Source organism: Nocardioides sp. B-3, assembly GCF_024703895.1.
In the GTDB taxonomy this organism is placed as follows: Bacteria; Actinomycetota; Actinomycetes; order Propionibacteriales; family Nocardioidaceae; genus Nocardioides.
The window spans coordinates 1,323,091-1,346,192 of record NZ_CP087968.1 but is presented as its reverse complement, the minus strand read 5'-3'; the positions used below and the strand labels follow the sequence as shown (position 1 = coordinate 1,346,192).

Here is a 23,102-nt window from a genome sequence, read left to right as displayed (position 1 = left end):
GCCACCGGTGGCGCCCCCGGTCGTGTCCAACCACTCCGGCACCGTGCCCGTCGACGGCCTGATGACGATGCTCAAGATCCACGACGAGACCGGCCGGTTCCTGCGCCCCCTCGGCGCCGACACCGGTCTTCAAGCTGCCCGTTGTCAGCACCCCGGCCCTGCAAGGGCGGCGCGACCCCGGCCTGCAGCGAGGACGCCGAGCGCATGCTGTCGGGTGGCGAGCTCGTGGGCGTCTGGCCCGAGGGCTTCAAGGGCATCGGCAAGCCGTTCAGCGAGCGCTACAAGCTGCAGCGCTTCGGTCGTGGTGGCTTCGTCTCGGCCGCGCTGCGCACCGGTGTGCCGATCATCCCGCTGTCGGTCGTCGGCGCCGAGGAGATCTATCCCCTCGTCGGCAACATCCCGTCACTGGCGCGGTTGCTGGGAGTCCCCTACATCCCGATCACGCCGTTCTTCCCGCTGCTCGGACCGCTCGGCCCCGGTGCCGCTGCCGTCCAAGTGGCTGCTCGAGTTCGGCGAGCCGATCCGCACGGACGCCTACGACGCGGTCGAGGCCGACGACCCGATGCTGGTCTTCAACGTCACCGACCGGGTGCGCGAGACGATCCAGCAGACCCTCTACACCCTCCTGCGCGAACGGCAGAACGTCTTCCGCTGACCCTGCAGTGGCCGTCAGGGGAGCACGGGGTCGGTGACCCCGTCGACCGTTCCCTGCACCCCGTCGACGGTGCCGTCGAGCGTGGTGCCCACGTCGGTGAGCACCGGTCGGTGACCGGGAGCCCGCCGAGGGCCGTCGACAGGTCGCCGGTCAGCAGCCCGGGTGACGTCGTTGACCGGCTTCTTCACGTCGACCTTGGGAACGGTCGGCGTCGGCGACGCGGTGGCCGTGGGAGTCGGGGTGGGCACCGCGAGGTCGGGCACCTTGAGGTTGTCGGTCTCCCTGCCCGGAGACCGGGTCGGGCTTGGTGGGCTCGGGCACGACCGGCTCGACCGGCTCGAGCAGGCCGGGGTTCTGGCTCGCGGCGACGATCACCGTCGTCACGCTGGACGACGCATTGCCCGCGGAGAGCAGGTTGGGCGGGATCGACGTCACGGAGCCACCGCAGACCGGGCAGGCCACGCTGGCCCGGCGGTCGATGCCGGCCGGGGGACTCCCCGGCCTCGACCGGGCTCCCCGCGCGCCGACTCGGGCACCTCTGACTCCAGCTCGGAGAGGCGGTCCATGCTCGAAGCCGTGAACGAGCGGAGCTCCGTGATCAGGGCTTCGTCGCCGGTTTCGGCGTACGCCGCAAGCAGCGCGTCCGAGGCATCGCCGGCCCGGTCGATGAAGGTCTTGAGGGTGGCGTCGACGGCACTGATGCTGGCCGGGTTGCCGCGCTCGGTGAGGTCGCGGACCTCGTCGAGCCGACCACGCGCGTTGGCGAGGAGGGCCCGGCCCCGGGTGGCGTCGTCGCGCGCGATGCCGGTCTGCGCCTCCTCGATGGCCCGCTTGACGGGGTAGAGCGACTCGCCCGGCAGTGCGGTCTGGGCGGCGACGGCCATCGAGGTGGTGGCGCCCGGGAGGGCCGCTGTCCCGAGGACCGCCAGGCCAGCCGGCGGTCGCGGCGGTAGGACCGGACGGGGAGCATGAGCCGCTGCTCGGTGGCGGTGAGCGGACGGGCGGCCTGCGGCAGCAGCGCCGTGTCGGCCTCCGCCATCAGGCGCACCCGCAGGTCGGAGACGAAGTCGGATCGTGGCGTGGGCTGCGGCATCGCTCGCAGGTCGCGCACGAGGGCGAGCAGGGCAGCGAAATCCTTCGCATCCTGCTCGGTGAGCGGACGCGAGATCGCCGCGTCGAACTCCTCTGCACGTCGCCGCGTCGAGAAAGGCCCTGTCATTGCTGTTGTCCTTGGGTTCGCTGGCCGCCTGTGGCAGCCGGTCGGTGCCCCTCCATCGAGCCAAACGACGCGGTGAGGAAGGAAGTTACGCGCTGGACTGGACCAGTCGTCATAGGTCTCGCATCCCTTCGGGCATCAGCTTGGCGAGGTTGCGCACACCGCGGAGCTGGAGCTGCTTGACGGCGCCGTCGGAGCGGCCCCGGGGCTGGGCCGTCTCGGCAATGCTGAGGCCTTGCAGGAAGCGCATGATCAGGCACTCGCGCTGCTCGGTCGGCAGCTCGGTGAGGGCCTTGAGGAGCACCTCGTTGGTCAGCCCGGCGAGCACCGCCGACTCGGGTCCCTCGGTCACGTCGTCGTGCAGGCTCATGTCCTCGGTGGTCATCTCGAGGCGGGTGCGGCCGGCCTTGAAGTGATCGGTGGTGAGGTTGCGCGCGATCGTCATCAACCGAGCGCCGAAGTCGCGCCCCTGCCAGCGGAAGTTGTTCATGCTGCGCAGCGCGCGGAAGAACGTGTCGGCCGTCAGGTCCTCGGCCAGCGTCGCGGACCGGGTGCGGTAGTAGAGGAATCGGTAGACCGAGGGTTGGTAGTGGTCGTAGAGCAGGCCGAAGGCGTCCTTGTCGCCGCTGCGTGCGAGCTCGACCGGGGCGATCAGCCGGCTGCGGTCCGCCTCGTCCTCCTCCGAGGACGTGGCCCGGTCGGCGTCGCCGTACTCCCCACCGCCGGCCCCGGGACCTGCAGCCGGTGAGGTCGCCGCCTCGGACAGGAGTACGGCGAAGTGTCGGCCCTGCGGTGCGGCAGTTGCCGGGGTCAGGGACGGCTGCAGGGTCGGCGACAGGGCCAGTGCCACGGCGCGCCGCAGCGTCGAGCCCAGCCGACAAGTCCGTGTCGCGCCACATGTCCGTGAAACCCCTCCCGGGTGCGGTCGTGGACCTGACCGCTACTCCAGAGTAAGTGCGCAGTCGAGTGTTGTGAACCGCGTCTCAGTGTCGGCGCGCCCGCACGGCCGCGCCGGCCGCCACGGCACCGCTCACTCCGCCGGCCGCAGCCGCGACCACGAGGCCGGCCCGGGCGGCCTTGCGACCGGTGCGGTAGTCGCGGATCCGCCACCCCTGCGCCTTCGCGTGGGCGCGCAGCTTGGAGTCGGGGTTGATGGCGATCGGGGTGCCGACCATGGAGAGCATCGGCAGGTCGTTGTAGGAGTCGGAGTAGGCCGAGCAGCGGCTCAGGTCCGAGCCTTCGCGGGCGGCCAGCGCCTTGATCGCCTCAGCCTTCGCGGGGCCGTGCAGCATGTCGCCGACGAGCCGGCCGGTGTAGACGCCGTCCTCGTGCTCGGCGACGGTGCCCATCGCGCCGGTGAGCCCGAGCCGACGGGCGATGATCGAGGCGATCTCGATGGGGGCGGCCGTGACCAGCCAGACCCGCTGGCCCCGGGTCGAGGTGCAGCTGGGCGAGGGCGCGGGTGCCCGGCCAGATGCGGTGCTGCATGCCCTCGTCGAAGACCTCTTCGCCGATCTCCCGGAGCTCCCGGACGGTGTGCCCGGCGATGAAGCTCAGCGCGGAGTTGCGGGCCTCGGCGACGTGCTCGGGGTCCTCGACGCCGACCACGCGGAAGTAGGTCTGCTTCCGGGCGGCGCCGATGATGTCGCGGGTCGAGAAGAACTTGCGCCGGTGCAGCCCCCGGGCGAGGTGGAAGATGCTCGCGCCCTGCATCACCGTGTTGTCGACGTCGAAGAACGCGGCCCCGGTGGCGTCGCTCGGCATGTCCAGCGCGGTCTCCACCTCGGCGGCCGCGGCTGCTGCTTCACCGGCCAGTGTGGAGCGCTGCTGCAGGTTCAGTCGGCGGGGTTTTTCAGGCGGCGTCACGTCGGTCAGCGTAGCCGCGCAAGCCTGCGCGCAGGCGTAGTACGTGTGGAAGTATCGGCCCATGCTGCCGACCGATCTCGCCGACCTCGTGCTCCGTGCGTCGGAGGAGGCGCCGTCTCGACTGGCAGTGGTCGAGTCGGGCGGTCGCGGCCGCACCCGGCTGCAGCTCGAGGAGGAGGTGGCGTCGTTCGCCACCGGCCTGAGCTCCCTCGGGATCCCGGCCGGCGCCCGGGTGATGCTCGTGGTCGGCAACCGGCTCGAGTTCGTCACGAGCTACCTCGGTGTCCTGCGGGCGCAGGTCGTCGCCGTACCCGTCAATCCGCGGTCGACCGCCGACGAGCTGGCCCGGATGATCGCCGACTCCGGCACCCGGCTGGTCGTGGCCGACCCGTCGTCCCTCGGAGTCCGTTCGCGCGGCCTGCGCGCAGGTCACCGCCGCTCTCGACGGCGGCGAGACCGACCTCGAGGACGACCTCGTCGGCCGCGCCCACCGGCCGCGGATCGTCGTCATCGACACTGCGCCACTCGAGGGCGAGGTGGCGTACGCCGACGTGCTCGCCACCGAGGCACGCGACATCCCGCCCCTGCGCGACCCGGAGAAGCTGGCCGCCCTGCTCTACACCAGCGGCACGTCGGGTCGCCCGCGCGCCGCGATGCTCACCCACCGCGCGTTGCTCGCGAACATCGACCCAGTCGGCGAGGTCGAGCCGCAGATGATCCACGGCGACGACGTGGTGCTCGGCGTGCTGCCGCTCTTCCACGTCTACGGCCTCAACGCGGTGCTCGGCAGCGTCCTGCGCTTCCGCGCCAAGCTGCTGCTCGTGGAGCACTGGGACCCCGTCGCCGTCCTCGACCTGATCGAGGACGAGGCGGTCAGTGTGCTGCCGATCGCCCCGCCGGTCTTCGCCCACTGGCGCGGCGTCGAGGACCCGGCCGACCGGCTGGGCCCCGTCCGCCTCGTGCTCTCCGGCTCCGCGCCGCTGCCGCCCGAGGTGATCGAGGAGTTCACCGCACTCACCGCGATCCCGGTCCACCGGGGCTACGGCCTCACCGAGGCGTCGCCGGTCGTGACCAGCACGCTGTGCAGCCGAGGCGCTCCAGAACGGTTCTGTCGGGGCCGCACTGCCCGGCATCGAGATCCGCCTCGTCGACGAGACCTACCACCTCATCGAGAGCGAGGACCCGGGCGAGATCCAGATCAAGGGCGCCAACCTCTTCAGCGGCTACTGGCCCGACGGCTCGGGCGGCCCGAGCGACGAGGGCTGGTGGCCGACCGGGGACGTCGGCTTCCTCGACGCGACCGGTGACCTCTTCCTCGTCGACCGGGTCAAGGAGCTGGTGATCGTCAGCGGCTTCAACGTCTATCCTTCCGAGGTCGAGGACGTCATCCGCGAGGTGTCGGGGGTCCGTGACGCGGCCGTCATCGGGGTCACCGACGACGTCACGGGCGAGGCCGTCGTGGCCTACGTCGTGGCGGAGGCCGACCCCACCGACGGACTGGGCGACGGGCTCGCCGACGTGGTCCGTGAGCACGCCGCCGCCCGGTTGGCGCGCTTCAAGCAGCCGAGCCGGATCGAGGTCGTGGACGAGCTGCCGCTCACCGTCACCGGCAAGGTGCAGAAGGGTCGGCTGCGCGGGATCGAGCGCCGGCGCCAGCTGGGACTGCTGGAGTGAGCCAGCCCGGGGTCGAGCCTCGCGTCACTCTCTACAGCCGCGCGGGCTGCCACCTGTGCGCGGAGGCGCGGGTCGTCATCGAGGCCGTCTGCCTCGAGCTGGGCGAGTCCTTCTCCGAGGTCGACATCGACACCGACCCGGCCCTGCAGGACCGATTCACCGACGAGGTGCCGGTGACGTTCGTCGACGGACGACAGCACGACTTCTGGCGGGTCGATCCCCAGCGGCTGCGTGCGGCTCTCCGCGCCTGAGGCCCCGCGTGCGGTGGGTCATCTCACATGTGCTAGCCCTGCGCCATCGCTCAGTTTGTTCTCCCGTTCACAAACTCTTACAGTGATCGCGCCGGCTCGACCTCACACGGGTTTCCCACACCCGGGATCGAGCCGACTGGAGAGAAGATGCAGTGAGTGCACGGACGTCCAACGACCACGCCCGGGACATTCCCGAGGCCACTGTCGCTCGGCTACCCGTCTATCTACGTGCCCTGATCACGCTTGCCGAGCAGGACATCGAGACCTGCTCCTCCGAGGAGCTCGCGGCCGCGGCCGGCGTCAACTCCGCCAAGCTCCGCAAGGACCTCTCCTACCTCGGCAGCTACGGCACCCGCGGCGTCGGCTACGACGTGGAATACCTCCGCTACCAGATCGCCCGCGAGATCGGCGTGACCCGGGACTGGCCGGTCGTCATCGTCGGCATCGGAAACCTCGGCCACGCGCTCGCCAACTACCTCCGGCTTCCGCAGCCGCGGCTTCCGCGTCGTCGCACTGCTCGACGCCGATCCCGACCGGCACGACGAGGTCGTTGCCGGCGTCGACGTACGCCCCTTCAGTGAGCTCGAGGCGATCGTCGTCGAGCACGGCGTCGCGATCGGCGTCATCGCCACCCCGGCCCCGGCCGCGCAGGACGTCGCCGACCGGATGGTCGAGGCCGGTGTCACCAGCATCCTCAACTTCGCGCCGACCGTTCTCTCGGTGCCCGACGGCGTCGACGTACGCAAGGTCGACCTGTCGATCGAGCTGCAGATCCTCGCCTACCACGTGCAGCGCAAGGCCGCGGCGAGCCCGGCCGCCGACGTCACGGAGGACTCCGCATGAGCGTTCTGGTCGTGGGGGTCTCCCACAAGTCGGCTCCGGTCGCGCTGCTCGAGAAGCTGGCGCTCGACGCGCCCGGCGTCACCAAGCTGGTCGACGACCTGATGGGCAGCGAGCACGTCGGTGAGGCGACCGTGATCTCCACGTGCAACCGCCTCGAGGTGTACGCCGATGTCGACCGCTTCCACGGCAGCGTGGAAGAGGTGTCGCGACTCCCGGTCGAGCGCGCCGGTGAGTCGACCGAGGCGCTCATCCCGCACCTCTACGTCCACTACGACGACGGCGCGGTCTCCCACCTCTTCAACGTCGCCTCCGGCCTCGACTCGATGGTCGTCGGCGAGGGGCAGATCCTCGGCCAGACCCGCGAGGCGCTGCGGATGGGCCGGGAGCTCGGCTCCGTCGGACCCGCCCTCAACGTGCTCTTCCAGCAGGCGCTGCGCGTCGGCAAGCGCTCGCACGCCGAGACCGACATCGACCGCGCCGCGCCCTCACTCGTCACCGCCGCCCTCGAGCGGATCCCGGGCTCGGTCGCCGGTCGCCGCGTCGTGGTCGTCGGTGCGGGAGCGATGGCCTCGCTCGCCATCTCGACCGTCCACCGCCTCGGTGCCAGCGAGATCTCCGTCGTCAACCGCAGCAGCGACAACGCCGAACGGCTGGCTCGGGAGTACGCCGCCCGGTCGCTGCCGCTCGTCGACCTGAGCGCCGCCCTTGCCGACGCCGACGTGGTCGTCTCCTGCACCGGTGCCTCCGGCGTGCTGATCACCCGCGACGCCCTCGCGACGGCCCGGGTCGGCGTCGAGACGCCGCTGGCGATCATCGACCCGGCCCTTCCGCACGACGTCGAGCCGACCGTCGCCTCCCTCGATGGCGTGAGCCTCGTGGGCCTCGCCTCCCTCGCCGAGGACCTCCGCGACTCCTCCGCGGCCCGCGAGGTGGAGGGGGTGCGCGCGATCGTCGCCCGGGAGATCGCCGCGTTCCTGTCGGCCCGCCACCCGGGCCAGCGTCACCCCCACCGTCATCGCCCTCCGCTCGATGGCCACCTCGGTGGTCGACGCGGAGATGGAGCGGCTCGCCTCCCGGCTGCCCGACCTCGACGACGCCACCCGCGCCGAGGTGCTGCACACCGTGCGCCGCGTCGCCGACAAGCTCCTCCACGAGCCGACCGTCCGCGTCAAGGCGCTCGCCAACGAGACCGGCGCCGTGTCGTACGCCGCCGCGCTGGCCGAGCTCTTCGCGCTCGACCCCGATGCCGTCGACGCGGTCACCCGGGCCGGCGTGGCCGAGGAGGGACGCCAGTGACCACCGCCATCCGCCTCGGCACCCGCCGGTCCCTGCTCGCCACCACCCAGTCCGGCCACGTCGCCGACTTGATTCGCGAGCGCCCGGGGCGTGAAGTTGAGCTCGTGGAGATCACCACCGAGGGCGACACCAACACCGCTCCGCTGGCCACCATTGGCGGCACCGGGGTGTTCGTCAGCGCGCTGCGCGACGCTGCTCCGGGGCGAGGTGGACGTGGCCGTCCACTCGCTCAAGGACCTGCCCACGACCCCGGCCGAGGGCATCAGCCTCGTCGCCGTACCCACCCGGGAAGACCCGCGCGACGTCGTCGTCGCCCGCGACGGCCTGACCCCGGGCGAGCTGCCCGTGGGCAGCCGCGTCGGCACCGGCTCGCCGCGTCGCGCCGCCCAGCTCGAGGCCCTCGGGCTCGGCGTCGAGGTCGTCGAGATCCGCGGCAACGTGGACACTCGCATCGGCAAGGTCGCGAGCGGTGACTACGACGCCGTGCTGCTCGCCCGCGCCGGGCTGGCCCGCCTCGGTCGCGTCGACGAGGCCACCGAGGTGCTCGACCCGCTGCAGATGCTCCCGGCCCCCGGCCGGGTGCGCTGGCGATCGAGTGCCGCGCGTCCGACACCGACCACGGTCGCAGACCTCGCCGTCCTCGACGACCACGCCACCCGGGCCGCGGTCACCGCGGAGCGCGCCGTGCTCGCCACCCTCGAGGCCGGTTGCTCGGCACCGCTCGGCGCACTCGCCGAAGTGGTCGAGGGCGACGACGGTGACGAGCTGTGGATCAGGGCGATCGTCCTGTCGCCGGACGGCGCACTTTCGATCCGGATGAGCGCCACCGGCCGGGTCGACGACGCCGTCGCCACCGGCCACCGCCTCGCGAGCGACATGCTCGCCGACGGCGCCGCAGATTTGATGGAAGCAGCACCAGTGAGGAAGCAGTCATGACGCGAGCACAGAGCGCCCAGTCCACCCCCACCGCCACCAAGGGCTGGGTCTCCTTCGTCGGCAGCGGTCCGGCGACCCCGGCCTCATGACAGTGCGCGCGGTGGAGCTGCTGCGCGACGCCGAAGTGATCGTCACCGAGTCGCCCGAGCACGTCGACTCGGTGCGGGCCCTGCTGACCCTCACCGAGGACGGGCCGTTGCTCGTCGACGGCGGCTTCGGCGAGGACGGCCAGCCGCTGACCCACGCCGCGCGTGCCAAGGTCGTGGTCAAGCACGGCAAGAAGAGCCGCGTCGTGCGCCTGATGACCGGCGACCCGTTCCTCTACGCCTCCGGTCCCGAAGAGGCGCAGGCATGCGTCAAGGCCGGCGTCGGCTTCGACATCGTCCCCGGCGTCTCGTCGGTCTCCGCGGTCCCGGCCTACGCCGGCATCCCGCTGACCACCAAGGACCACCGCGAGATGGCCGTCGTCACCTGCGGCCCGAAGGTCGACTGGAGCCAGTACGCCGACGACCGCACGCTCGTCCTGCTGTCGGCCGTCGGCACCATCGGTGAGATCGCCACCGCGCTCGTCGCTGCGGGTCGCCCCGCCGAGACCCCGGTCGCGATGACCCGCGTCGGCACCACCACCGAGCAGTCGACCGTCACCTCCACGCTGGCCGACGTCGCCGCTGACGCCCGGGCCGCCCGCATCGCGCCGCCGGCGATCACCGTCATCGGCAAGGTCGTCGACCTGCGCGAGACCCTGTCGTGGTTCGAGACCAAGCCGCTCTTCGGTTGGCGCATCCCGGTGCCGCGCACCAAGGAGCAGGCCGGTTCGCTGTCGCGCCGCGTGCGTGAGTACGGCGCCGTGCCGGAGGAGGTCCCGACCATCTCCGTCGAGCCGCCGCGCAACCCGCTGCAGATGGACAAGGCCGTCCGCGGCCTCGTCGAGGGCCGCTACGAGTGGATCGCCTTCACCTCGGTCAACGCGGTCAAGGCCGTGCGCGAGAAGTTCGAGGAGTACGGCCCGGACGCCCGCGCGTTCTCCGGCCTGAAGATCGCCGCCGTCGGTGACAAGACCGCCGAGGCCATCGCCGCCCGGGGCCTGCGCGCCGATCTCGTGCCGACGGGCGAGCAGTCCGCTGCCGGTCTGCTGGCCGACTGGCCGCCGTACGACGACGTGCTGGACCCGATCAACCGGGTCTTCCTGCCGCGCGCCGACATCGCCACCGAGAACCTCGTCGCCGGCCTGATCGACCTGGGCTGGGAGTGCGACGACGTCACGGCCTACCGCACGGTGCGCGCCACCCCGCCGCCCGCGGAGACCCGCGACGCGATCAAGAGCGGCAAGTTCGACGCCGTCGTCTTCACCTCGTCCTCGACCGTGCGCAACCTCGTCGGCATCGCCGGCAAGCCGCACCCCTCGACGATCATCGCGGTCATCGGGCCGGCCACGGCGAAGACAGCGGAGGAGCACGGCCTGCGCGTCGACGTACTCGCCTCGAAGCCCGACGTGGAGGTCCTCGTGGACGCCCTCGCCGACTTCGGTGCCAGCCGTCGCGTCGACATGCTGGAGGCGGGCGAGCCCGTCACCAAGCCGAGCGAGCGCAAGCCCACCGCCCGTCGCAAGGGCGCGCGAAGTAGGTTCATGGGTGGCGGTGAGTGACCCACATTTTCCCGGTGGATCTTGTGGCTGGCTCACCGCTCACTCGGCGAGTGTCGCCCGACCCGCCCGGCGGTGCACAGGCCACATTCGCAGCTCGCAGAATGTGGCTGACTCACCGCTGAAACGGGACCCGAGGGGGAATTGTGGACGAAGTCAACGAGATCACCGGGCCGGTCATCCGGCCGCGACGACTGCGGCGTACCCCGGCGATCCGGCGCCTCGTCAGCGAGACGACGGTCCGGGCCAGCCAGCTGATCCTGCCGGTGTTCGTCCGCGAGGACATCACCGAGCCGGTGCCGATCACCACGATGCCGGGCGTCGTCCAGCACACGCGCGACTCGCTCAAGAAGGCAGCCGCTGAGGCGGCCGAGCTGGGCCCGGGCGGGATCATGCTCTTCGGCATCCCGACGACGAAGGACGCGGTCGGCAGCGGCGCCCTCGACCCGAGCGGCATCCTCAACCTCGCCATCAACGACGTGGTCGCCGAGGTGGGCGACACCCTGACCGTGATGAGCGACCTGTGCCTCGACGAGTTCACCGATCACGGGCACTGCGGGCTGCTGACGCCCGACGGTGAGGTCGACAACGACAAGACGCTTGCTGCGTACGCCGAGATGGCCATCGCGCAGGCCGAGGCCGGCGTCGACATGGTCGGACCCAGCGGGATGATGGACGGCCGGGTCGCGGTGGTCCGGCAGGCGCTCGACGCCGCCGAACACTCCGGCGTCTCGATCCTGGCCTACTCCGCGAAGTACGCCTCCGCCTTCTTCGGTCCCTTCCGCGAGGCCGTGAACTCCTCGCTCGACGGCGACCGGCGCACCTACCAGCAGGACCCGGGCAACGTCCGCGAGGGCGTGCGTGAGGCGCTGCTCGACGTGGCGGAGGGTGCCGACATCGTGATGGTGAAGCCGGCGCTCGCCTATCTCGACGTCGTGGCGCGCGTGCGCGACGCGGTGGACGTGCCCGTGGCGGCGTACAACATCTCGGGGGAGTACGCCATGGTCGAGGCCGCTGCCGCCAACGGCTGGATCGATCGCGACGCCGCCGTCCTCGAGACGCTCACCTCGATCCGTCGTGCCGGTGCCGACGTGATCCTGACCTACTGGGCCGCCGACGCGGCCCGCCTGCTCGCTCGCTGATCGAGTCGGCGCAAGTTGCACGCCGAGTCGGCGCAAGTTGCACGCCGGGTCGGCGTGAGTTGCGCCGACTCGGTGGTTGGTTTGCGCCGACTCGGCACGACAAAGGCCCGCCGGAGAACCGGCGGGCCTTCGTGGTTGATCGAGTGACTACGGCGCCATCAGGTCGGCGACGCAGGCGTTCAACGCCTCCGGGTCGAGCGCCGAGATGCCGCTGGCAACGCACTGCGTCGTGGCCTGCGCGACGGTGAGCACACGGTCGAGCGGCGTGACCGAGGTGGTCGGCAGCGGCGGCAGCGTCGTGGGGACCGGGAGGACCGGGGTCTTGGTCGCGGTCGGCGTGGGAGTCGGCGTCGGGGTCGGCGTCGGCTTCGCGGTGGGCGTGGCGGTGGCGGTCGGCGTGGCCGTCGCGGTGGGCGTCTTGGAGCCACTGCGGATGATGGCCTTGCCCCGGCCCTTGTTGCCCGTGCGAGCCGGCGCGTTGGTCGGGCCGGTCGTGTTGGGCAGGAAGACGCCGGCCGACGTGGTGCCGTTGGGCACGGACGTGAAGTCGCCGTCCATGTAGGCCTGCATGATCGAGATCACCGAGTCGACATAGTCGTTGGAGTGGTTGTAGCGGTAGACGCTGGCGCGCTGGCCCCGGTCGGTCGACAGGTCGTCGTCGCCCGAGCAGAGGTAGACCGAGGTCGCGAGCGCGGCGTCGTCGATGTCCTGCGGGTTGCGCTTGCCGTCGTTGTCGCCATCGACGCCGACGACCGACCGAGTCGACGGGATGAACTGCATCGGGCCGACCGCGCGGTCGTACTTGGTGTCGGAGTCGTATTGACCGGCGTCGGTGTCGAGGATGTTCTGCGTGTTGTTCTTGCCGTTGAGCGCGATGCCGTAGATGCCGGGCTGGGCGACGCCCTCGTCGCTGAGGGTGTTGCCGCCGAAGCGACCGTGGTCGGACTCGACCCGGCCGATGGCCGCGATCAGCTGCCACGGGATCTCGCACGTCTTGTCGGCGGTGTTGATCACGGCCTCGGCGCGCTGGTAGGCGGCGAGCGCGGCCGACGGGATGCCGCTGGTCGAGGCGGTGGCGATGATCTGGCTGGTGTCGCCGGTCGCTGCCGCGGGGGCCACGGAGGTGGGGGAGGAGACGCTGGCCGGAGCCTCGATCGCCTGCGTCGGCACGGTGCTGCCGTCGGGCAGGGTGGTCGGTGCCTCGTCGGCGCTGGCCGAGCCGACGCCGATACCGGTCAGGCTGGCGGTCCGGGCCGCGGAGAGTACCCGCAAGCGGAATGATCGCCGTGGCCTTGTGCAGGCGGCTGAATGCTGGCATGTCTGGAAACTCCCATTTGGGTAACGCTCGGAATCCGTGCACGCGACTCCCTCAAGCACGCGCATGGCTCTCAACGAATGTTGTCACAGGGAGTTACGAAACGACACCCCGCTGTGACGGCGGACACAATTGGCCCCTCCAGCCACCCTTGAGACGGCGGGAACCCGTGGCCATGACGCCAGTTTCCAAACCCGGTGCGAGATGGCTTGGCGTCCAAGGGACAATGACGCAGTGACAATGCGTCCCGTCCCCCTGTCCAGCACGCTCTTCGAGCGGGGCCCGAGCGGTGACGCCGGGTGGTGTGAACTCGCCCGTCCGCGCGTTCAACGCCGTCGGCGGCACCCCGCGCTTCATCCGCAGTGCCCGTGGCGCGTGGCTGACCGACGTGGACGGCAACGAGTACGTCGACCTGATCTGTTCGTGGGGCCCGATGCTGCTCGGCCACGCGCACCCCGAGGTGCAGGCAGCCGTCCTGGAAGCCGTCACCCGCGGCACCTCCTACGGCACGCCCACCGAGCCCGAGGTCGAGCTGGCCGAGGAGATCGTCTCCCGCACCCCGGTCGAGAAGGTCCGCTTCGTCTCGAGCGGCACCGAGGCGACGATGTCGGCGATCCGGCTCGCTCGCGGCTTCACCGGCCGCGACATCGTGATCAAGTTCGCCGGCTGCTACCACGGTCACGTCGACTCCCTCCTCGCCAGCGCGGGCTCCGGCCTCGCCACCACGGCCGTGCCCGGCACACCCGGTGTCCCGGCCAGCGCGGCCGGCGAGACGATCGTGCTGCCCTACAACGATCGCGACGCGGTCGAGAAGGCCTTCGCGGAGCACGGCGACCGGATCGCCTGCCTGATCACCGAGGCGACGCCGGGCAACATGGGCGTCGTCCCGCCGGAGCCCGGCTTCAACGGCTTCCTCGCGCAGACGTGTCGCGACCACGGCGCGCTGTTCATCAGCGACGAGGTGATGACCGGCTTCCGCGCCACCCGCGAGGGTGGCTGGGGCCTCGACGGCGCCGTCGAGGGTTGGACCCCCGACCTGATGACCTTCGGCAAGGTGATGGGTGGCGGCTTCCCGGCCGCCGCCTTCGGCGGTCGCGCCGACGTGATGAGCCGGCTCGCGCCCGAGGGCCCGGTCTACCGGGCCGGCACCCTCTCGGGGAACCCGATCGCCACCACCGCCGGTCTCGCCACGCTCCGCCTTGCCACGCCCGACGTGTACGCCGACCTGTCGGCCACCGCCGACACCATCACGGCCGCCGTGGCCGATGCGCTCTCCGCCGCCGGCGTGCCCCACGCCGTACAACGGGCCGGGACGATGTTCTCGGTGTTCTTCCGTGACGGTGCGGTCACCGACTTCGCCGGTGCCTCGGCACAGGACACGAAGGCGTTCGGCGCCTTCTTCCACGCGATGCTCGACGCGGGGGTCTACCTCTCCGCCATCGGCCTTCGAGTCGTGGTTCGTGTCCGCCGCGCACGACGACCGCGCGGTCTCGACCGTCCTCGACGCACTCCCGGGCGCTGCGCGCGCCGCCGCTGCCGTGATTGGAAACGCATGAGTGAGCGAAGCGAACGAATCAACAAACACAGTGTGCGTGGTGCCTCATCCGTGCACGGAGCGAAGCGAGTACACGGATGAGTGACAAGACTGTTGTCCACCTGCTCCGCCATGGCGAGGTGCACAACCCCGAGGGCGTCCTCTACGGCCGCCGCGACGGCTTCCACCTCTCTGACCTCGGCCGCACGATGGCCGAGCGCATCGGCTCCGCGCTGGGAGACCGCGACATCGTCCACCTCCGTACGTCGCCGCTGGAGCGTGCGCAGGAGACGGCCGCGCCGCTTGCCGCCGCCCGCGGGCTCACGCCGCTCCTCGACCCGCGGGTGATCGAGTCGGCCAACAAGTTCGAGGGCGTCAGCTTCGGCGGGGGCGCGAAGACGTTCCTCAAGAACCCTGCCCTGCTCAGGCACCTCTACAACCCGCTGAAGCCGTCATGGGGCGAGCCCTACGACGATATCGCGGCCCGGATGATGGCGGCCGTCGACGACGCGCGCGAGGCGTCCCGCGGGCACGAAGCCGTGATCGTGAGCCACCAGCTGCCGATCTGGACGACGCGGCTCTTCGTGGAGAAGAAGTCCTACCTCCACCACCCCAAGAGCCGCCAGTGCACGCTCTGCTCCGTCACCTCGCTGCACTTCGACGGCGACCGGTTGACGCAGGTCGTCTACTCCGAGCCGGCCGGCGACCTGATCCCGGTCGGCGACCGCTCGGCGCCCTTCTCCGCCGGCGGTGCCAAGCCGGAAGACCGCCCGTGACCAAGCTCGTCTCGCTGCTCGTCCTTCTCGCTGTCCTCACGACCGGCTGCTCCTCGCTCGAGGGCACCGGCGACAAGGGCTACATCTCCCCGGGACGGGACCGTCACCCAGATCCCGGCGGCGGCGCGGGAGAAGCCCATCGACGTCACCGGCGACGACCCGGACGGCAACGAGATCTCGTTCGCCGACCATCGTGGCCGCCTCGTCGTGGTCAACGTCTGGGGCTCGTGGTGCTCGCCGTGCGTGGCCGAACAACCTGACCTGGTGGAAGCGGCCGAGCAGCTCGCGGACACCGCGGACTTCGTCGGCATCAACATCCGGGAGACGTCCGCGGAGAACGCGCAGGCCTTCGTGCGTTCCTACGATGTGCCCTACCCGTCGATCTACGACCCCGACAGCAAGGCGCTGCTCTCCTTCTCCGAGGTGGTGCCGGTTCGGTCGCCGCCGACGACGTTCGTGCTCGACGAGGAGGGCCGGATCGCCGCCGCGATCTTCGGTGCGCTGCCGTCGGTCGGCACCCCGGTGGACGTGGTCGAGGAACTCGAGGTTGAATCCGGTGGGTGATCTGTTCCGGGAGACCGCGGCCTCTGGCTCGCTCCTGCTGGCTCTTCCGGTCGCCCTGCTGGCTGGCCTCGTCTCCTTCTTCTCACCGTGCGTGATCCCGATGCTCCCGGGCTATCTGTCCTACGCCACCGGCATCTCCGGCGCCGACCTCGCCGAGGGACGCCACGGCCGCGGCCGGATGCTCGCCGGCTCGGTGCTGTTCGTGCTCGGCTTCGCGGTCGTGTTCGTGGCCCCGGGTGCGATCACCGGCCAGTTCGGCGTCTGGCTGTCGGCGCACGTGCAACAGCTCAATGTCGTGCTCGGCGTCTTCGTGATCCTGATGGGGCTGGCGTTCATCGGCTCGGTGCCGCTGCTCCAGCGTGAGGTGCGCTTCCACAAGGTGCCGGCCGTCGGACTCGTGGCCGCGCCGTTCCTCGGCTTCCTGTTCGGCCTCGGCTGGACCCCGTGCGTCGGCCCGACACTGGGCGTCATCTTCAGCCTGTCGGCACAGGAGGCGACAGCCGCGCGCGGCGCCCTCCTCTCGGCCGTCTACGCGCTCGGTCTCGGCCTCCCGTTCATCTTCGCGGCGCTGGCCTACCGTCGCGCCCTGTCCGCCTTCGCGGTGGTGCGGCGTCACCAGCAGTGGGTCACCCGGATCGGCGGCCTGATGCTCGTGCTGATCGGCGTCCTGCTCGTGACCGGCGCCTGGGACTGGGTCGTGCAGTGGCTGCAGATCAGGCTGATCAGCGACTTCGAGGTCGCGGTGTGAGCGACCGAAGCGAACCCGAGGTGAAGGACACCGGAGGCCGCGACCGGCAGGCAACCCCGATGCCGACCGACATGAACGCGCGAGCTCGGTCGCTGGATGTGGCGCCCAGGTCACGTCGATGCGTACGGCGCTGGTGCTGCTGCTGCTCCTCGGCGCTGGCCGCCATCCCCGGCTCGATCGTGCCGCAGGAGGACGTCGACTCGCTCGGTGCCTCGCGCTGGCAGGACGCGCACCCGAAGCTGACCCCGGTGTACGAGAAGCTCGGCCTGTTCTCGGTCTACGACTCCCCGTGGTTCTCGGCCATCTACATCCTGCTGATGATCTCGCTCGTCGGCTGCATCGTGCCCCGCACCGCCGTCTACTGGCGGGCGCTGCGGGCCGAGCCCCCAAGGCGCCGCGGCACCTGTCGAGGCTGCCCGAGCACGCGACGTACACGACAGAAGACGCTCCCGACGACGTGCTCGAGCGGGCAGCGGCGGAGCTGAAGCGGCGCCGCTACCGAGTCGTGGTTTCGACAGGCTCAACCGACGACCCATGGGTCTCCGCCGAGAAGGGCTACCTGCGCGAGGCCGGCAACCTCGTCTTCCACCTGTCCGTGCTGGTGGTGCTGGTCGGCTTCGCGGTCGGCGGGCTGTACGGCTACAAGGGCGGCGTGATCGTGATCGAGGGCAAGGGCTTCTCCAACGACCTCACGCAGTACGACGACTTCGTGCCGGGCAGCCTGTTCAAGGGCGAGGACCTCGAGCCCTTCTCGTTCACGGTCAAGGACTTCCGGGTCGACTGGCTGACCGAGGGGCCGCGGGCGGGCATGGCGCGCAAGTTCGTCAGCACGCTCGACTACCGGGGAGACGCCCGACTCCGAGGTCAAGGAGTACGACCTGAAGGTCAACCACCCGCTGACCATCGGCAGCACCGAGGTGTTCCTGATCGGTCACGGGTATGCGCCCGTCATCACCGTGCGTGACGGCAACGGCGACGTGGCCTACAGCGGGCCGACCGTCTTCCTGCCGGTCGACCAGACGTTCGCGTCGTTCGGCGTCGTGAAGGCCGCCTTCGCAGAGCCTGCCCAGATCGGGCTGGAGGGCGACTTCTACCCGACGTTCGCTCTGGGCGACGGGCTGCCGCGCTCCAGCTTCGGGGACCTGGTCAACCCGCTGCTCTCGCTGTCGGTCTTCACCGGTGAGGTGAACACGGGCGAGTCGATCTACGTCCTCGACAAGAGCAACACCGAGCAGGTCGTGAAGGCCGACGGCAAGCCCTTCCGCCTCGACATGCGCGAAGGCGATTCCATCGACCTGCCGGACGGCCCGGGGAATGTCACCTTCGACGGCATCGAGCGCTGGAACAAGATCCAGATCAGCCGCACCCCCGGCAAGCTGGTCGCGCTGGCCGGCGTCGTGATGGCGCTGGTCGGCCTGCTCGGCTCTCTCTTCATCCGCCCGCGCCGCGTGTGGGTGCGGGTCAGGCGGTCCGACGACGGCGAGACGCTCATTGATCTCGGCGCCCTCGACCGGAGCAACGGCGGCGACCCCGAGCGCGGCGAGCTCGAGCTCGCCGCGATCATGGAGTCGCTGAAGACCACAGACAAGGAAAAGCAGTGACAAACGCATCGTGGGAAGCGCTGAGCAACCGGGCGGTCGCGGCCAGTGGGGTCGTCTACTTCCTGGCCCTGCTCGCGCACCTCGTCCAGTGGGCGGCGCTGCGCAAGCTGCCGGCCGACGTCGAGGTCACGACGGGTCGTGCGGCGATGGCCGCGCGCCTCGCCGTACTCCTCACCGTCATCGGCGTGGGCGTGCACTTCGTCGCCCTGCTCGCGCGCGGGATGGCCGCGGACCCCAACCGGGTGCCGTGGGGCAACATGTACGAGTTCACGCTCTCCGGCACGTTCTTCGTCGGCCTGCTCTACCTCCTCTTCCTGCGTCGCTTCGCGCTGGACTGGATGGGCCCGCTCGTGGTCGCCTTCGTGCTGTCGATGATGATGCTCGCGGTCATCTGGCTCTACGACCCGGTCGCGCCGCTGACCGAGGCGCTCTACTCGCCGTGGCTGGTGATCCACGTGGTCTCCGCCGTGATCGCGACCGGTGCCTTCACCCTCGGCGGCATCGCATCGGTGCTCTACCTCCTCAAGGAGCGCTCGACCGCCGAGCGCGGCTACCTCGCCCGGCTCCCCGGCGTCACCTCGCTCGACCGGATCTCCTACCGCATGCACGCCTTCGGCTTCCCGGTGTGGACCTTCGCGGTGCTCATCACCGGGCCGATCTGGGCCCACCGGGCGTGGTCTTCCTACTGGAACTGGGACCCCAAGGAGGTGTGGGCCTTCATCACCCGGGTCGTCTACGCCGCCTACCTCCACGCCCGCGCGACCGCCGGCTGGAAGGGTCGCAACGCCGCGATCGTCGCCCTCGTCGGGCTCGCGACGCTGTGGTTCAACTTCATCGGCATCAACTTCTTCAGCTCCACCAGCCAGCACTCCTACGCGGCTGACACCACCACCACGTCCATGGAGGCACCCCTGTGAAGGAATTCGCCGTCTACACCGGGCTGCGCATCCTGCTCTTCGTCGCCAGCCTGCTGACCGTCACGCTGATCTGGTCACTGCTCACCGAGGGTCGCGTGCCGGCGCTGTGGCCGCTGGTCATCGCGTTCGCCGTCTCCGGCGTGCTGTCCTACTTCCTGCTCAACCGCCAGCGCATCGCCTTCGCCAAGAAGGTCGAGGAGCGCGCCGCCCGTGCCGCCTCGAAGTTCGAGGAGCGCAAGGCGCGCGAAGACCGAGACCGGGGAGACTAGAAGCCGGTCAGGTTGTACGGCGGTACGGCGAGGTCCGCCATCGCCGCGAACCGGGTGACCGCGTCGTCGCTGCCCTGCACGCGACCGGCCCGGCGCAGCGCCGACACGTGGGCGCCGCCGAGGTAGAGCGACCCCAGCGTCTCTGCGCTCACCCGGACCTCGGCACCGTCGTCCGTGCGCGTCACCTTGGCGTGGCCGCCCTCGCTGACGATGGTGAACCGGCCCGCGGCATGCCTCTGGTCGTCCTCCACCTCCAGCACCACGCGACCGTCGACCGCCCACGGTCGCGCGGTCAGGGCGCGCTCGACGTCGAGGATGCGCACCCAGAGGAACTCGCTGTTCGCCGTGTAGCTGACGGCGTTGATGTCCGTCAGCGCCCACTGCAGCGGGTCGTCGGGGTGCGCGAGACCGAAGGTCACCTTCTGGGCCATGTCGATGCCGCCGAGGAAGCTCCACAGGGCCGGGCCGGCGGTCGTGGTCAGCGCCATCATCTCGGTGACGTCGATCTTGCGTTCCCGGCCCTGACCGTCCGCCTTGTAGAGCACGACGCCGTCGACCGTTCCGTCTCCGTCGAGGTGGACGGCCCCGCGCAGCTTCTTGTCCGGGCCGCCCTCGTTGAAGTCGAACGCACCCGTGTGCAGCACCTCGTAGAACTGCGGCCAGTCGACGGACCCGCGATTCGCGACGTGGAACTTGTCGAAGACACCCCTCACGATCGGCCATGACTCGGGCGGCTCGATGAGCTCGACCCGACCCGGGTCGTCGAAGGCGCGCAAACCGAACCGGGGACCGGTGTTGACCTCGATCTTCTGGGCGAAGGTCGCCGCCCCGAAGCCCCATCGGCCGTAGATCGTCGCCTCGCTGGCGGTGAGGGCCGCCACCGGGATCCCGGAGGCCACGGCGTCCGCGAGGTTGTCCTCCATCAGTCGGCGTACGAGCCCTCGGCGACGGTGGGCCGGGCTCGTTGTGACGTCGGTGATCATCCGCAACGGCAGCAGCTCGTGCCCGGCGTTGAGCGTCTTGTCGAAGTGGGCGAACGTCGCGACCGGGACCGGGCCGGCGCCGAACTCACCCTCCGGCAGCCGGGCCCCGGCGCACACGACGTCGTCGGCGCGCACGTGGGTCAGCCAGTGCTTCTCGAACGCCTCGTCCGGGCGCCCACTGTGGAAGCCGCGCTGCACGGCGCCCAGCCAGCCCCGGCGGCGTGCGACAGCCGCCTCGGACTCGTCGGCGAGGTCGAGGGTCGCGAAGTCGTAGTCCACGGCGTCCACGCTAGCCAGCGTGGCAACCTCGGTTTCGTGACAGGCCTTCGGCCTTCCTCAACCACCGAGGTTCAGGACAATGAGGGGTACGGCGACCGGGACCGCCCAGATCAGCTGCCCGATCCCGGTCTGCTGCAGCACCGGGATCAGGCCGAGTCCGGTGGCCCCGCCGAGGACCGTGCGCAGGGCCGGCAGCAGTCGGAGCACGAACACCAGCCCGAGCAGGCACCACCAAGTCGACGCGGCGGCGACGGCCACGACGGCCACGGCGGCCGCACCGACGAGGAAGGCGTAGAGGTAGCGCGTCCGCTCGTCGCCGAGCACCACGGCCAGCGTGCGCTTGCCGGCGATCGTGTCGGTGGGGATGTCGCGCAGGTTGTTGACCACGAGGATCGCGCACGCGAGGGCGCCGATGCCGACTGCGGCATACAGCGCAAGAAGCTCGAAGGTCTCGGTCTGGACGTAGGTGGTGCCGATGACGGCGACCAGCCCGAAGAAGACGAAGACCATCACCTCGCCGAGCCCGAGGTAGCCGTAGGGCCTGGAGCCGCCGGTGTAGAACCACGCGGCCAGCACGCAGACCACGCCGACCGCGACCAGCCACCCGGGCGGTCGTGGCGGCGAGCACGAGGCCGGCCACGGCGGCGACGCCGAACGCGAGGAACGCGGCGGTCTTCACGGCCTTCGGTGTGGCCGCACCCGAGCCCACCAGCCGCATCGGCCCGACGCGCTCGTCGTCGGTGCCGCGGATGCCGTCGGAGTAGTCGTTGGCGTAGTTGACCGCCACCTGCAGCGCGAGGCTGACCACGAGGGCGAGGGCGGCCTTCCACCAGACCGGCTCATCGACGTACGCCGCAATGCCGGTGCCCGTCAGGACGGGCGCGACGGCAGCGGGCAGGGTGCGGGGACGGGCGCCGGCGAGCCAGTCAGTCGCTGTTGCCACGGAGGGGTTGAGTGCCACCGATGGATTGTGACAGGGGGCTGACCCCGCCCGGCTCGGCGGGCTGCTCCACCGTCGGCGGACCGACCGGTGCTGCTTCCTCGGGTCCCGACGCGGTCGCGTCGGCGAGGACGTCGGCGGGCACGTGCCGCTCGAGGAAGGCGCGGGCCATCTTGGTGGAAGGATGCAGCCCGGCGGCTGCGACGGTGACGATCGCGGCGATGATCAGCCAGCCGGTGGCGCCCCAGTTCATCGCGAGGAACGTGTAGAGCGCCGGAGCCCAGACCCGACCGAGGGTGCCGGCGAGCTCCGAGGCGCCCCGGTATTCGCCGCGGCGCCGCGGGTCCATGAGCTCGGCCTCGAAGGTCCAGCTGGCCGCGGACAGGAACAGCTCGGCGCCGGTCAGCGTGACGTGGCCGACGAAGAAGAGCGCGATCGTGAGCCAGCCGATGGACTCGTGCGTGGACAGGGTGATCACGCAGGAGACGATGAAGAAGACCGTCGAGATGCGGATCAGCGCACGGCAGACCCGGGTGTCCTTGACCCCGCGAGCGGCCGCGAGGGGCAGGAAGATGCACATCACCGTGTTGGTGCCGAAGAGGAAGGCGAGCACCACCCTGGGGGCGTCGGTCTTTTCGACCAGCCACAGCGGGATGACGAAGTTGAGGATGACCTGGTTGGTCCACAGGGTGCCGGCGAAGAACTCGGTGAGCAGCCAGCCGGCGTTCTTCATCGGGCCGGGGCCGGCGATCCTGATCTTCTTCTCCTCCTTGGTCTTCAGGTCGTGGGAGGCGTCCGGGAGCCCCACGATCCTGAACGCGTTGACCACGAACACCGCCGCGGTGAACCACGGCACCATCTGCAGCAGCGTGATCGACTCGAAGGCGAGCGCGATGCCGCCGACGGCGGATCCTGGGGTGAAGCCGACGTTGAGCGCGGAATACATGTAGGCGCGCGAGGTCACGCGCTCCTTGGGCGGGAGCACATCGATCGTGTAGGCGCCGTGGGCGACCCCGCCGAGCCCGCCGATCATCTCGAAGACGATCGCCATCATGAGGTAGCCGGTGAAGTCGTTGATGAACGGCCACAGCGCGAACATCGCAGCCTGCCCGGCGGAGCTGATGGCCCAGCACTTCTTGGCGCCCACGCGGTCGACCACGCGCCCGAGGGGATAGGCGATGACGAACCCGAAGACCCCGCGATGGTGAGGCCGAGGCCGACCCGGGCGGCACTCAGGCCCACGACCTGCGTGAAGAAGACAGCCGACCCGGTCATGAACGTGCCCTCGCCGAGCGCGAACATGAGCGACTGGGTCGCCAATCGCCCTGCCAGTGGGGAGGGCGGCTTGGCCTTGTCGATCCAGCGCTGGCGCGGACCCGAGTCTGTGATGGTCATCGCCGGTCATTCTTCCCTGTGACGCCGACATTCGTCGCGGAGTTTTTGTGGCCAGTGGCTCCCGACGGCCATCTTCCGGCGAGAGGCTTCCTTGGTGACTCGGTGGTGGCGGCACCTTGCAGGTTCAGCCCGGCCGAAGTCGCGATTTGCCGCCACCATCAGCGCCGCCGCCCGCGGGGGTGGCGGCACCTTGCAGAGTCATAGCGCCCAAGCTCGCAATGTGCCGCCACCATCGGGGAGGTAGGCAGCCTCCGGCACGC

At 70.5% G+C, this 23,102-nt stretch carries 20 protein-coding genes and 10 pseudogenes; 20 read left to right on the top strand and 10 right to left on the bottom strand.

The genetic code is table 11. The annotated features are described in order from the left end of the window. The first annotated feature begins 7 nt into the window (after nt 1–7). On the top strand, nt 8–655 hold the full coding sequence (locus tag LP418_RS08905) for a hypothetical protein (RefSeq protein WP_257956017.1): 648 nt from the start codon (nt 8–10) through the stop codon (nt 653–655). A 14-nt stretch (nt 656–669) separates the two neighbouring features. On the opposite strand, the gene LP418_RS08900 is transcribed toward LP418_RS08905, so the two are convergent. From LP418_RS08900 to LP418_RS30575, 6 genes are all read right to left on the bottom strand, one after another. Then, nucleotides 670–843 carry a hypothetical protein gene (locus LP418_RS08900; protein ID WP_257956016.1) on the bottom strand — a complete coding sequence of 58 codons (174 nt, stop codon included), beginning with the start codon at nt 841–843 and terminating at the stop codon, nt 670–672. Then, on the bottom strand, nt 806–1,090 hold the full coding sequence (locus tag LP418_RS08895; RefSeq protein WP_257956015.1) for a hypothetical protein: 285 nt from the start codon (nt 1,088–1,090) through the stop codon (nt 806–808). The genes LP418_RS08900 and LP418_RS08895 overlap by 38 nt, the downstream gene beginning before the upstream one ends. Next, nucleotides 1,087–1,539 (bottom strand): DUF5667 domain-containing protein, encoded by a 453-nt coding sequence (locus tag LP418_RS08890; RefSeq protein WP_257956014.1) that lies wholly within the window; start codon nt 1,537–1,539, stop codon nt 1,087–1,089. The genes LP418_RS08895 and LP418_RS08890 overlap by 4 nt, the downstream gene beginning before the upstream one ends. Before the next feature lie 444 nt (nt 1,540–1,983). After that, nucleotides 1,984–2,721 (bottom strand): sigma-70 family RNA polymerase sigma factor, encoded by a 738-nt coding sequence (locus LP418_RS08885; protein WP_257956013.1) that lies wholly within the window; start codon nt 2,719–2,721, stop codon nt 1,984–1,986. A 133-nt stretch (nt 2,722–2,854) separates the two neighbouring features. Further along, nucleotides 2,855–3,250: an HAD family hydrolase gene (locus tag LP418_RS30580; protein ID WP_336276045.1), complete on the bottom strand. Its 396-nt coding sequence runs from the start codon at nt 3,248–3,250 to the stop codon at nt 2,855–2,857. Then, on the bottom strand, nt 3,138–3,737 hold the full coding sequence (locus LP418_RS30575) for an HAD family hydrolase (protein WP_336275945.1): 600 nt from the start codon (nt 3,735–3,737) through the stop codon (nt 3,138–3,140). Before LP418_RS30575 ends, LP418_RS30580 begins: the two co-directional genes overlap by 113 nt. 61 nt (nt 3,738–3,798) lie before the next feature. Between LP418_RS30575 and LP418_RS32885 the strand changes: the two are divergent. The 10 genes and pseudogenes from LP418_RS32885 to hemB form a co-directional block, all read left to right on the top strand. Then, nucleotides 3,799–4,068: pseudogene (locus tag LP418_RS32885) on the top strand (AMP-binding protein); the annotation flags it as partial. Between the two features lie 205 nt (nt 4,069–4,273). Continuing rightward, nucleotides 4,274–4,756: pseudogene (locus LP418_RS32880) on the top strand (AMP-binding protein); the annotation flags it as partial. 103 nt (nt 4,757–4,859) lie between these two features. Next, a pseudogene (locus LP418_RS32875) lies at nt 4,860–4,907 on the top strand (hypothetical protein); the annotation flags it as partial. Between the two features lie 168 nt (nt 4,908–5,075). Then, the gene (locus LP418_RS08865) at nt 5,076–5,411 is read left to right on the top strand and encodes an AMP-binding enzyme (protein WP_257956011.1); all 336 of its coding nucleotides are present in this window, start codon (nt 5,076–5,078) and stop codon (nt 5,409–5,411) included. Continuing rightward, nucleotides 5,408–5,662, top strand: a complete 255-nt coding sequence (locus tag LP418_RS08860) for a glutaredoxin family protein (protein ID WP_257956010.1) — start codon at nt 5,408–5,410, stop codon at nt 5,660–5,662. The genes LP418_RS08865 and LP418_RS08860 overlap by 4 nt, the downstream gene beginning before the upstream one ends. Before the next feature lie 152 nt (nt 5,663–5,814). Further along, nucleotides 5,815–6,505, top strand: a pseudogene (locus LP418_RS08855) (redox-sensing transcriptional repressor Rex). Then, nucleotides 6,502–7,422: pseudogene (gene hemA / locus LP418_RS08850) on the top strand (glutamyl-tRNA reductase); the annotation flags it as partial. The pseudogenes LP418_RS08855 and hemA, both read left to right, overlap by 4 nt. A 12-nt stretch (nt 7,423–7,434) precedes the next feature. Further along, nucleotides 7,435–8,737 (top strand): annotated as a pseudogene (hemC, locus tag LP418_RS32870) (hydroxymethylbilane synthase). Continuing rightward, nucleotides 8,734–10,382 (top strand): annotated as a pseudogene (locus LP418_RS08835) (uroporphyrinogen-III synthase). Before hemC ends, LP418_RS08835 begins: the two co-directional pseudogenes overlap by 4 nt. Nucleotides 10,383–10,525: 143 nt before the next feature. Beyond that, nucleotides 10,526–11,521, top strand: coding sequence for a porphobilinogen synthase (hemB, locus tag LP418_RS08830; RefSeq protein ID WP_257956008.1), 996 nt, complete (start codon nt 10,526–10,528; stop codon nt 11,519–11,521). Between the two features lie 147 nt (nt 11,522–11,668). Here hemB and LP418_RS08825 read toward each other — a convergent pair whose 3' ends face one another. Continuing rightward, the gene (locus LP418_RS08825; RefSeq protein ID WP_257956007.1) at nt 11,669–12,793 is read right to left on the bottom strand and encodes a lytic transglycosylase domain-containing protein; all 1,125 of its coding nucleotides are present in this window, start codon (nt 12,791–12,793) and stop codon (nt 11,669–11,671) included. Between the two features lie 283 nt (nt 12,794–13,076). Here LP418_RS08825 and hemL point away from each other — a divergent pair. The 9 genes and pseudogenes from hemL to LP418_RS08775 all read left to right on the top strand — a co-directional run bounded on the left by hemL (nt 13,077) and on the right by LP418_RS08775 (nt 19,245). Further along, nucleotides 13,077–14,392 (top strand): annotated as a pseudogene (gene hemL, locus LP418_RS08820) (glutamate-1-semialdehyde 2,1-aminomutase). Between the two features lie 76 nt (nt 14,393–14,468). Next, nucleotides 14,469–15,146, top strand: coding sequence for a histidine phosphatase family protein (locus LP418_RS08815; protein ID WP_257956006.1), 678 nt, complete (start codon nt 14,469–14,471; stop codon nt 15,144–15,146). Then, on the top strand, nt 15,143–15,406 hold the full coding sequence (locus tag LP418_RS08810; protein WP_257956005.1) for a hypothetical protein: 264 nt from the start codon (nt 15,143–15,145) through the stop codon (nt 15,404–15,406). The genes LP418_RS08815 and LP418_RS08810 overlap by 4 nt, the downstream gene beginning before the upstream one ends. Continuing rightward, nucleotides 15,321–15,710, top strand: a complete 390-nt coding sequence (locus LP418_RS08805) for a TlpA family protein disulfide reductase (RefSeq protein ID WP_257956959.1) — start codon at nt 15,321–15,323, stop codon at nt 15,708–15,710. Before LP418_RS08810 ends, LP418_RS08805 begins: the two co-directional genes overlap by 86 nt. Next, nucleotides 15,703–16,458, top strand: a complete 756-nt coding sequence (locus LP418_RS08800; protein WP_257956004.1) for a cytochrome c biogenesis CcdA family protein — start codon at nt 15,703–15,705, stop codon at nt 16,456–16,458. The genes LP418_RS08805 and LP418_RS08800 overlap by 8 nt, the downstream gene beginning before the upstream one ends. Nucleotides 16,459–16,517: 59 nt before the next feature. Continuing rightward, nucleotides 16,518–17,422: pseudogene (locus LP418_RS32865) on the top strand (cytochrome c biogenesis protein ResB). Then, the gene (locus tag LP418_RS08785) at nt 17,337–18,059 is read left to right on the top strand and encodes a cytochrome c biogenesis protein ResB (RefSeq protein ID WP_336276044.1); all 723 of its coding nucleotides are present in this window, start codon (nt 17,337–17,339) and stop codon (nt 18,057–18,059) included. Before LP418_RS32865 ends, LP418_RS08785 begins: the two are co-directional and overlap by 86 nt. Then, nucleotides 18,056–18,976, top strand: coding sequence for a c-type cytochrome biogenesis protein CcsB (ccsB, locus tag LP418_RS08780; RefSeq protein ID WP_257956002.1), 921 nt, complete (start codon nt 18,056–18,058; stop codon nt 18,974–18,976). The genes LP418_RS08785 and ccsB overlap by 4 nt, the downstream gene beginning before the upstream one ends. Then, nucleotides 18,973–19,245 carry a DUF4229 domain-containing protein gene (locus LP418_RS08775; RefSeq protein WP_257956001.1) on the top strand — a complete coding sequence of 91 codons (273 nt, stop codon included), beginning with the start codon at nt 18,973–18,975 and terminating at the stop codon, nt 19,243–19,245. Before ccsB ends, LP418_RS08775 begins: the two co-directional genes overlap by 4 nt. Here the strand turns inward: LP418_RS08775 and LP418_RS08770 are convergent. From LP418_RS08770 to LP418_RS08760, 3 genes and pseudogenes are all read right to left on the bottom strand, one after another. After that, nucleotides 19,242–20,507, bottom strand: coding sequence for a GNAT family N-acetyltransferase (locus tag LP418_RS08770; RefSeq protein ID WP_257956000.1), 1,266 nt, complete (start codon nt 20,505–20,507; stop codon nt 19,242–19,244). The two genes, LP418_RS08775 and LP418_RS08770, sit on opposite strands and share 4 nt — an antisense overlap. A 57-nt stretch (nt 20,508–20,564) precedes the next feature. Further along, nucleotides 20,565–21,450 (bottom strand): annotated as a pseudogene (locus tag LP418_RS08765) (1,4-dihydroxy-2-naphthoate polyprenyltransferase). Continuing rightward, complete coding sequence (locus tag LP418_RS08760; protein ID WP_257955999.1) at nt 21,434–22,606, bottom strand: MFS transporter; 1,173 nt, start codon at nt 22,604–22,606, stop codon at nt 21,434–21,436. The pseudogene LP418_RS08765 and the gene LP418_RS08760 overlap by 17 nt, the downstream one beginning before the upstream one ends. Between the last annotated feature and the right edge of the window lie 496 nt (nt 22,607–23,102).